Genomic DNA, 2,208 nt, shown 5'->3' on the forward strand with positions numbered 1-2,208 from the left:
GTCGAGTTCGTCCTGGAGGTGGGCGAGGGTGTCGGCTGGCCGGGTGGCGAGGCGCTTGTTCAGGGTCTGCCAGAAGCGTTCGATCTTGCCCTGGGGGGTCTGCTGCACGGATAGGTGACACCTGATCTGTGGTGCCGGAAGGTGCTGCTGGAAGGATGTCGATCGTGCCCAGACCTCATCCCAAGGAGTTCCGCGACGATGTCGTGGCCGTGGCCCGCCGCGGGGACGCTCCGATCAAGGACATCGCCAAAGACTTCGGGATCAGCGAGTCCTGCCTGCGTAACTGGCTACAGGCCGCCGATGTCGAGGACGGCAACCGCCCCGGCGTGACCCGGAGCGAGTCGGCCGAGCTGCGCGAAGCGAAGAAGCGTGTCCGCCTGCTCGAGCAGGAGAACGAGGTCCTGCGCCGCGCAGCGGCCTACCTCTCTCAGGCGAACCTGTCGGGGAAATGATGTACCCGCTCGTAAAGGAGCTCGCCGCTGACAGGATCCCTGTCGCGGTGACGTGTCGGGTCCAGGGGCTCGCCCGCCAGCCCTACTACCGCTGGCTCGCCACCCCGGTCACCGACCGTGATCTCGAGCAGGCCTACCTCGCGAACGCCTTGTTCGATGCTCACCGGGACGATCCGGAGTTCGGGTATCGCCTGCTGGCCGACGAGGCCCGCGAAGCGGGGCACGTCGCGTGTGATCGCACGGTCTGGCGGACCTGCCGGGACAACCGGTGGTGGAGCGTGTTCGGCAAGAAGCGCAACGCGAACGGCAAGCGGCCCGGCCCGCCGGCCCATGACGATCTCGTCGAGCGGGACTTCACGGCCACCGCTCCCAACGAGCTGTGGCTGACCGATATCACCGAGCACCCCACCGGTGAGGGCAAGATCTATCTCTGCGCGACCGGGGACGTCTACTCGGGACGGATCGTGGGGTACTCGATCAGCGATCGCATGAAGACCCGCCTCGCGGTCGACGCTCTGGTATCGGGGGTCTCCCGCCGCGGCGGTGATGTCGCCGGTTGCGTTGTGCATTCGGACCGCGGCTCCCAATTCAGGTCGCGCCGATTCCTGGCCGCCCTACGCTGCCACGACCTCGTGGGCTCGATGGGCCAGGTCGCCTCCGCGGGGGACAACGCCGCGATGGAGTCCTTCTTCTCGCTCCTGCAGAAGAACGTCCTGAACCGCCGTCGTTGGGCCACTCGGGCCGAGCTGCGGATCGCGATCGTGACCTGGATCGAACGGACTTACCACCGCCGAAGGCGACAGGACCGGCTCGGTCGCCTGACCCCCATCGAGTACGAGACCATCATGACCACTCAGATCGCACTCGCGGCCTGAGAACACCTGTCACGTATCCGTGCAGCAGACCCGTTCGAGGCCGGACGAAAGCGATGGTCATCGGAAGGTCTGTACCAGCCGTATGACGCCTTCGCCGCCGGCGAGCCATGCCGCGCGTGCCACCGAGCACTGCGCGATGTGGAAGGCATGGCCGAAGAGCCGCCAACACTCGACGCCGTGTCCGACGACGACGCCTTCCGCTCAGCACACACGGCGTGCGGGTTCGGGTTCTGGAGGATTCAGGACTGCTCGACGGACCATTGCCATCGATGCTGCCCTCCACCACCGTTGAGCCCTCGCCAGATCGACGTTCTGCGCGAGCTCCTGTCCCCCGCCTCATCTGGCCCACTGTTCAGCTGGTACGTCGAGCTCACGTGCGAGCACGCCGAGTTCGTGACAACCGGTCGAGCAGACGAGCCTCCACACACAGCCCGATGCACGGAGTGCGACACGACGCGCGGCGTGATCGTCGCCGCTCGCAGCAGCAATCAGCGTGCCGACGACGCCTCGCCCGGGGCAGCTGAGAACACAGAGACAGCCAGTCCCCATTTTCAGCCGCTCACTGACGAGCAATGGCAACGGGTCGCGCGCATCGTGCAGCCGGAGAACCCAGCGCACCGCGGCCGCCCCAGTGCGGACGCACGCACCATCGTGAACGCTATCCGCTACCGCGCGCACTACGGCATCCCCTGGCGTGAGCTCCCACCGTCATTCGGGTCGTGGCAGACGGTGGCGCGTCGATATCGACAGCTCGTCACCGACGGCCGATGGGAGCAGATCATGCGAATGCTCGGCGAAACCTGATCATCGACGGCTGGCTCCGATTTTTGAGACGCGTCAGATATTGAGACAGCAGATTGACGCCTCGGCGAAACAGCAAC

At 66.1% G+C, this 2,208-nt stretch carries 2 protein-coding genes; both read left to right on the forward strand.

Annotation, left to right across the window (positions count from 1 at the left end; translation table 11 throughout):
* The first annotated feature begins 164 nt into the window (after window positions 1-164).
* Window positions 165-1,327 (forward strand): IS3 family transposase gene (locus ACPYO4_RS16340; protein WP_425710301.1). Its coding sequence is split into 2 segments (ribosomal slippage): window positions 165-431 and window positions 434-1,327, totalling 1,161 coding nucleotides; the frame shifts between segments, so codons are not numbered across the junction.
* Between the two features lie 462 nt (window positions 1,328-1,789).
* Window positions 1,790-2,131, forward strand: coding sequence for a transposase (locus ACPYO4_RS16345; protein WP_425709733.1), 342 nt, complete (start codon window positions 1,790-1,792; stop codon window positions 2,129-2,131).
* The last annotated feature ends 77 nt before the right edge of the window (window positions 2,132-2,208 follow it).

This window comes from Georgenia sp. Z1491 (assembly GCF_049856175.1).
GTDB lineage: Bacteria > Actinomycetota > Actinomycetes > Actinomycetales > Actinomycetaceae > JB111.